Annotated in this window: 4 protein-coding genes; 1 reads left to right on the forward strand and 3 read right to left on the reverse strand. The window is 52.8% G+C overall.

The features are described 5' to 3' along the window. Positions 1-249: 249 nt before the first annotated feature. Genes KGA96_RS29400 through KGA96_RS29410 form a run of 3 tightly spaced genes read right to left on the reverse strand, consistent with a single transcriptional unit; the run spans position 250 to position 7,400 of the window. Positions 250-3,150, reverse strand: coding sequence for a hypothetical protein (locus KGA96_RS29400; RefSeq protein WP_223516049.1), 2,901 nt, complete (start codon positions 3,148-3,150; stop codon positions 250-252). A 32-nt stretch (positions 3,151-3,182) separates the two neighbouring features. Next, on the reverse strand, positions 3,183-5,531 hold the full coding sequence (locus KGA96_RS29405; protein ID WP_223516052.1) for a hypothetical protein: 2,349 nt from the start codon (positions 5,529-5,531) through the stop codon (positions 3,183-3,185). A 51-nt stretch (positions 5,532-5,582) separates the two neighbouring features. Continuing rightward, a complete protein-coding gene (locus KGA96_RS29410; RefSeq protein WP_223466906.1) occupies positions 5,583-7,400 on the reverse strand; it encodes a hypothetical protein in 1,818 nt (605 codons plus the stop codon). Between the two features lie 366 nt (positions 7,401-7,766). On the opposite strand from KGA96_RS29410, the gene KGA96_RS29415 reads away from it, so the two are divergent. Further along, positions 7,767-8,276 (forward strand): hypothetical protein, encoded by a 510-nt coding sequence (locus KGA96_RS29415; RefSeq protein ID WP_185754876.1) that lies wholly within the window; start codon positions 7,767-7,769, stop codon positions 8,274-8,276. The last annotated feature ends 167 nt before the right edge of the window (positions 8,277-8,443 follow it).

Consider the following 8,443-nt stretch of genomic DNA (forward strand, 5'->3'; position numbering starts at 1 on the left):
CCCCAGCCAGTTGCTCTTGACCTCGGGGAAGTCGATGGCGACGGTGTATTGCCCGGTGCGCGGGTCGACACCGCCTTGCAAGTAACTCATGAAGCCAAAGGCTTGGGAATGCACGGCACTGGAAGTGATCATTTCATACCTACCTTATAAATAAATAACTATTAATCAAAACAGTTAAAATGTTTCGAAAACAAGAAGACATCAGGCCTACTCTATGAGCAAGCCCGCCGCCCTCGATAACACGACCTGCTAAATGCGATTGAAAACCAAAGTATTCCGACTGTCTTGCAATGAGGATGACTCAAAAGCAATCGATAGCGAATGACGATTACCCTCCTCATCTATCAATACAACTTTTAGCCCAGGGTCCAAGTGCTTGCGGTATAACTTGCGCTTATCGCCATTCGCCAATCCGTCATACCAATACGGCACATCATCTGTTCGATGCAAACTGACAATCAACTCGCCAGGGGCAGGCTGTTTATCTTTGATAAAAGAGGCCCCCAATTTTATATTGTAATTCCTCATCATCCCCCAAAGATAAGGATCGAAAGACAGTCCTTCCGGAGCGGGGCTGTCACTGTTTTCAAAATTGGCCGGATTAAAGGCACTGCCGGTATAACTAAAGTATGTTTCATCAATCAGCTCACTTTCCCACTGAACTGTCGAAACATTATTTTCAATGATCGCGGTCGAAAACAGCACGGGCACACGACCCGGCCGTTCATAACTTAATCGCCAATAATCAACTGACTGACGGTAAAAACTAAAAACGTCCCCGTCAGGGTACATGTCGGTTGGCGGTCCATCGTGACCATACGGATCTTTCCATACACGATCACGTTTTACCAGATATTGATCGATTGCCGGGGTTGGCGGCCTTATGCCCTCAACCGTGATTTCAAAACCCTCGCTTTTATCATCAGTAGAATTCTGAATGCCATGATCTGAAGTGAACTGCGCATAAAAAGTCCGACTGCCTTCAGCGGCAAGATGAATCCAGAGTTCGCGATAACGCACGCCATTATTCTGGGGCGCAGGTAATGCCGGTGAGTTGACCGGTGCCGCCGCCGTAGTGGGTAACAGCTTGAAACGATTTCTTTTTTTACTGGTAGCCCATGAAATACCGCTGCCGTACTCAATGCCCTCCTGGGCAACGTGAACGAAGGGAACGGGAGCGTTGGATATTTTGTCCACCAGCCGCAGGGTCGAAAGGTTAGCGTCGCTGACCGGTATATAAACCTGCTGACCGTCGACCTCCACAGGCTTGGTCTCGATCTTGATGGTCACGGGAATCTGTTGAAAACCATTGCTGAAGCATCGGCCAACCCAATTAGCGGGGGTTTCGAATGAAAACTCCTGAAGTTCCGACCAGGTGGGTTCAGGCATGATCTGTTCGGAGAGCTGGATGATGCTCAGGCCGCTGGCCCTGACCGAACCGTTAACCAGATAGGAACATCGCACCACGCTGACTCGGGAAGCCGGTTGCGCCGGCGGCATAAAAAGACCGTTTTCATCCACTTCGCCTTCGCCGATAACGGTCCATCGCGCATCCGCAGGGTCCAGATCGGCGTAGAGCGGGATCGGGGTCGCAGCAGATACCGCCGCGACATAGGGTGGATCGACCGGCAGCGTGTGGGCTGACTTCATCAAAACAATTGTCGCGTCTATGGTTTCCTTGGTCAGCGAATCAGTGACCCTGATGGTCTGAAGTGCCAGTTGCTCAGTCAGCTCTGCAGGTGGCGTGTAAATGGCGTGGTTGTTATCGACCACTCTGAGGGTACCTTCCGCTGGCGTCAGTGTGGGCCACTGCAACGTCCCCCCACCCAGCGTGTTTGCAACCAGTTCAATAGGTGTTGCGCTGGTCCCTACTGCGCTGGTGCAAACACGCGGGGAAATGCTCATGCTTTCGAAAACGCCAAGCACAAATGCCGAACTCGTCTGTTGCACGCCGCCCATTACGTACTGCGCAGTCACGACAACGGGCTGTTGTTCCTTGCCGATCCGCGAGGGAGCCGGCGACGTATAGACACCGCCGGTTGGCGTAACGCTGCCAACGGAGAGCGGACTGACGGGATTGCTGACGCGCCACTGGGCACTGACCGTCCCTCCATCACTCTTGCGCGCAGTAAATTTCTGGGTCTTGCCGGCTTTGAGATTGATGAAAGACGGTTCGATGGTCACGCTTTCGGGGCTTGGCTTGATATTGCCCAGCACCAACAGATCATGAGGGGTATGCCGCCCGTTGTCGCTTTCTACAAAAAGATTTTCGCCGGGCAACAACAGGTTTTTGAGCACATCGAGCTGCACATCGTCGAGCAACTCGATCCAGTCTTTGTTCAATATCAGCGAAGCCGAGTACAAGGCGTTTCCAGCGGCCTGATCGTCCGGGACCAAGTAAGGGAAGTCACTGCCCTCAACAGGCATGGTGCCGTTTTCATCATTGACTTTCAGGCGAACGAACACCAGCACGGCGCCATCCTCTGGATTGTCGCTACCCGGCGCTTTCTGTGTACGAATGTGGAAATGAGTCGGGCTCAACGGGTTGTTTCCACTGAGATCAAATAGCCCAAGCTCAAAAATTCGCTGGTCTTCCGGCAGCAACGCCAAGCGGCTTTGAATGAAAGCCGCCACAACTTTCTGGACGCCTGGCAACCCTCCCAGGTTGCAGGACATCGAAGGGTCGCTTGCCACATCAATCGAAACCCGACCTCGTTTATCCACTTCTCCTACGATCTGGTTCAGGCTTACCTTCATCTGGATCTTGTAGCCCATGTCTTCGGTGATACTGAAGCCGGACAACAACCGTTGCGCAGCACCACCCACAGGACGACTGATGGCCGTGTAGGCCCCCGCGACAATGTTCATGGTCAATGTCACGAAGGACTGATTGAGCGATGCCGAAGCAAATGACAAGACAGGTTTGCCCAGGATCAAATTGTCCAGCTTCATGGACTCGGTTCGGTCATCCGTGAACACCTCACCGCTGATGGGCGGGATAAAACGCCCCTCTTGCAACCAGCCAAGGTATTGCTCTTGCAGCAGGCGGTTGAGCTGAGCCCGGCCGAACGCCACCACCGCTCCCCAGCCGTGTGTGATCGCTCCCCTTTTCATCCGGGTCAACAAACTTTCCAATGAATTAACGGACATGACTAATCTCCTTACTCTCAGTGAACAACCGATTACTCACCATTTGCACCCAGCATCCGGAGGGTTTCCGGCACGCTGAACAAGGGCAATGGCAGGATGATGTAACCGTCATCGGGGGCCCCCCCAGGGCGTGCAGGGGGCGCCAAGACAGTGATCGCCACGAATTTGTCCGGCCCCGCAGGGTTTACCGTGAGCAGCCCGGTCGTGGCATTGATTTCTGCTGATCCGCTACCCAGCAGCACCTGCCAAGACTCACCCCAATCACCTGGATCAATCGGGCCCTCCTCTCCCATGATTGCCAGTTGGATCTGGTGTTCCGGCAGCCCAGGTTTGTCAACGATCACCACGCTAAGGAGGGCCGGTCGATGCAGGACCAGGACCCGCGCGGTCTCACTCAGTTTTGTCCGTGGGTTATGGACAACGAGGGTGTCGACCGTGGGCGCGGTTCCGGCTTTTGGGGGGCCCGGCACGTAGCTGTGGTCCCCTCCATCGGCCGGGTTCGGCTTAACCACCGCACCCGACGAAGGGTCTTCAATGGTCCAGGTCAACTCCCCACCGTCCACGGCACCGGCTGAAACGTCCAAGGCCAACGGGTCACCAGCGGTAGCAATCTGGATCATCGGGTTGACGGTGATGCCTCGGCACATCACGGTGACCAATGCCGAACTGGTGTGGCCGCCTGCCGTGGCCGTGACCCTTGCCCGGACGAAGTTGCCTTCAAGCTGGGCGGCAGTCGGGGCGGTGTAACGTCCCGAAGAGGCATCGATGGAACCTACGGGAACGGTTTCGCCGAGGATGTTCTCGACTTTCCAGGACAGATCGCTGCGCGGCGGTTCGGTGGTGAACTGCAGGGTTTCGCTGTGGCCGATTACGGGCTCCAGCTGAGTGATGGCGAAGGCGGTTTGGGTGGGGCCAACGTGGCCGAAGAGGGCCAGGTCGGCGGGGTAATGAACGTCTTCAAATTTCACCGCGTTAGAGCCGCGAAACAAAAGACTGTTAAGTGTAAATACATTAATATTTTCGACGGCGCTTAAAAAGTCACCAATGCCTTCTTCGAAAAATTTGCTCAGCCAGCCCGTGTAGGCTTGTTCTACGGCCACCTTATGGGCCGGCGTCACGATACTGCTTTGATCAGTTACAGCAACCAAGACATCCTTATCTGCCTCGCGAATTACAAGTTCGCCCCCTGCATCAAGATCATACTCAAATCCATATACAAGACTCCATTTTCCAGACACAAAACCCGAGTTACCACCCGTCCATTTCAGGGGGTGAGACATTCGAACTTCTTTCCACTCCAACGAAAACGACCCTATTTGAGAAATATTCATCTCAAAATAGTCAAGTTCCGAACCAGTATGTACTGGCGCAACTATTTGCGGAGATACGTAGTCTATCCCGCCAGTGCTGAAACGCTGCTCTACGACCCGCTTCCTCTCGCCACTGCGGCCGATAATTTTGACTATTCTTTTTCGATCAGGAGAGCGTTCTATGTCGTACTTTATTTCGCTCACCCCACCTAGTTTTTGCAATGCAACAACAAACATCTTTTTGAAAAACAACTCATGCCCAAGCAATACCGTGGCCGAATAACCATCTGGAAGTAAGTATTTAAGGTCCGCATTATCAACCGGCACAGTACCGTTGGCATCGCCCTCCATGGCAACAAATACCAGTACCGCGCCCTCTCCCTCATCCTCTCCCGCCAACAACCTGGCACCCGAGCCCTTTTTGTTATGGGTGCGAATAACAAATCTAGCGGGTTTCAAGAATTGATCCGGTTCGAATTTCAGTTCGTTCAGTACGAAGATCTTCTGGCCGTCCGGCAAACTACTGAAGATCTCCTGCATGCGCTGGCCAGCCACCTTGCGTAAATGTTCGGTCTGCACATAGGTCAATCGATAATTGGTCCCCTCGGAAATATCCAGTTCCACCCGCCCGGCAGACGTCACCGAGCCCTTTGCCTCCAGGAGGTTGATATCAAACTCTAACTGCGGCCCGTCCAGCACATCTTCATGGGCAATCCTGGTGACACTCCACTGCTGGCTGCCTGCCGGCTTATTGAACGTCAGGTGTGAGCCGCCGACCACTTGCATGGTCGCCTTGGCAGCTGACGAGTTCAGATTGGAATCCTTGAACGACAGGCGTGGCGCGTCCATTTGATAATTGTGCAAAAACTCTTTCTGCGTCGGCGTTGCATTATCCGTAATCTCATCGGTAATCGGCCTCAAATAATTACTGGCACTAAAACGCTCAATGTACTCCTGCAGTAACACCTTATTGGTTTCGCTGCGCCCATAGGCCATGACAGCCCCCCAATCGAGTGTCCGGGGTTGCACTTTCAGCCAATTCAACAAGCTTTCAACGTTATTGGTTTCCATGATAAATATCCTTTGGTTAATATTGGGTTCGTCGATTGGCAGCAGTGTTTGTCAAGGGACAAGCGTCGGCGTGCTATCCCTGAATTGGAAATAGGTCTCGCCACCATCAAAACTGACTTTTGCCTTTAATGTGAAAGTCTCATTGAGCTTGAGCGTACTGAGAAACGCCTTGGGCAACTTCGCCGTTATTTTTTTGTTCTGGAATTCAACCGCGGTAACGGGCAGTGCATTGCGCACAACAATCGATGTATTACCGCTCTGGGTTACACCTGTGACCTCCATGGTCAATAGTTGTCCCTGGGCCATGAATGGCCAGGCATCCTGGGGTGGCGAAGAGTGAAGTTCCAGATCCGCACCACCTAAAGGCACGGCGAACAACGACATTTTGTTGTCGACAATCTGTCGAGACGTGGTAAATGGATAGCGCGAGGCCAGTAATGGAGTGATGCGCAGATTAAAGTATCCAGAGTCTTCGCCAACTGCATCACCGGATGGGAACACATGGTAAAACACTGGAAAACGCGCCTGTTCAAGTGTCGACATGTTGGCGGCAATGGCGCTGGGCGGAATAAAGTACCTTTTATCGTTGCCTCCCACGGGCGTCAACGCGATGTGGCGCCCCCCATTCGGGTGCCCTTGCCAATGCATTTCTACCTTGCCCGAACCAACTTCTGCCGCGTCAGGAACGCTGACGTAGGCGCCACTTGTACTCGCTTCCAGGTGCCCATTGTTTTCCCCCGCTTCGGCAGTAGCGCCCTCGACAATGGGCGCAGGAAGGTACAACGGTTTGCTGATATCCACTTGCAGTGGTTCAGCCGATAGTGCGGCGCCTTCGCGCGCAAACTGGAAGCCAATAGTCACCTGAGCGTTGCTATTGTCCGTCAGCCAACGGGGTTCGATCAGAAACTCGATGAGGCCGCTGTCCAGTGTGGAACGATCGACCCGCTGCGCCTTGGTGACACTTCTGGCCTTGTCGCTACCCTTCCAGTACACCACCCCCCAATCGCCATCCTGAATGCCGGCATATACAGGTTTGACCTGCAGCACGAGCCCGTCGGGATAATGACCAGGATTAATCGGGCCACCAGTGTAGTTCTTGATCGTGATAGCAGGGAGTGGAGGAGAAACCGGCGGTACTATTTGCAGGGTTTGCTGATCGGAGTCACTCGACAGACCCACTCCGTCTACATACTCGACGCGGTAGCTGATATCGGCATGTTCACCCGTAATACCAATGACCTCGACATACGGGACGGTGAATATCAGCGGCTGACCAAGATCCTCGGTTCTTATTACTTTGGTTTCTCGATACACAGGTACCGGGCTGCCACCAGAATACCCTTGCCATTTAAAGATGACCGTATCTGCGACACTCATGGCCCGATACGGCGGGACCACGGCTGTGGCACCTGTTGAAGTTACCGCGTCGGGATCCAGTGCCAGATCATGGGATTGCTGTATCTGCGGAACAGGTAGGCGGGTGTTCTTGGCCACACGTTTGCCCAAATAGCAAAACTGGCGCAGGGACTCGGGCCCTCGAATCTCAGGGTTTTCAGGCTCACCCAAGGCGTATGAGTAAAACGCCCACCCCTGATCCATATTCTCGAACACCTTGTTCGGCACCGATACGGGCATGCCGAGTTCCGGTGTATAGCCTCCTCCCTCCGTCACGTTCACACGGGCACCGGCGCAGTCGGACACCTCACCGTTTGCACCACACCCTCGCCAGTTCGGCCACAGCACGTCGCCGATCTCGATACTGTCGTACTTGATATAAGTCAGTAGTGGGCCGGTGCCCAATTTGTCCAGATCAATCCAGTCGCCGGGCTGTAGATCCTTGATCACAGGACGCGGGTTAAAAGCCGCCATTTTTTGTACCTTGATTATATGAGTTCAATAAAAGACTGAACTTCACATTAACGCCAAAACCAGCGAACTGACCACTAACAGAACTGCTAGGTTGCCATTGCTGACTTTGACGATACACTTGCGCTTTTTACGTGCCGGCACCGTTTTTAACTTGGCATTCAGTTTGCCCAGGCAACCTGTTGATATCGCTATTTTTCGACGTTCAACCCTGCTCAGAAACCAGCACTTCATGGGCTGACGGGCGAGCCAACTCTCGAATGTACGCCACCTTCGAATACACAAACAACTAACAGAACTGCTAGGTTTCAGGTCGATCGTTCGATGATAACGTCAGGCTGAAATATCACACACGACGAGACCCCCCTCATGAAAAACATGAAAGCAGTTACTTTCGGGTTATTGCTGGCGAGCAGCCTTGTATATTCTGGCGCCGCCGTATCAGCAACAGGCACGGTCATACTCAGAGACAAGGATAATAAGATTTGTAGCTTGCCTGTGCCTGAGCCGGGCCAATCAAAAACTTATTCTTTTGTCAACGACCCCGTCCTATGTAAAGACTGGAACGACAAAGCCCGCACAGTCCAATTGGCGGAAGTACCTTCAGCCACCACAATTTTTATCACCAATAACAGAAACTGCTGGAACACATCCGGCGAAGGTCCATGGTTTATATTAAAAACAATCAAAAAACAAACTAGCACTTCAATTCAAGAAATCCAGTATCTGGCGACATTCACAGCGAAACAAATTGTTGAACCCGGCTTGCAAATGGTCGATTTAATGCCATCCGATGATGGCGACAACTTAGACAAAATCTCCTGTATCAGAATCATCACTTCAGCAGCACCACCACCTTCCTCAACGACAACACCTTGAAGATTCTAACCAAGTAAATAATTGAGGATCATTAAATGACCACTTCCAAAACCGTGCACTCCCAGGCCTTTGGCTTCATGAGCAGCCTGCAAGGCGGTGTCGACCCGCGCACCGGGCAATACACCGTCGCCATCGACTTCCCCGAGGTCAAGAGCAACTGGCTGGGC

It is taken from the genome of Pseudomonas sp. GL-R-26, assembly GCF_019947365.1.
In the GTDB taxonomy this organism is placed as follows: domain Bacteria; phylum Pseudomonadota; class Gammaproteobacteria; order Pseudomonadales; family Pseudomonadaceae; genus Aquipseudomonas.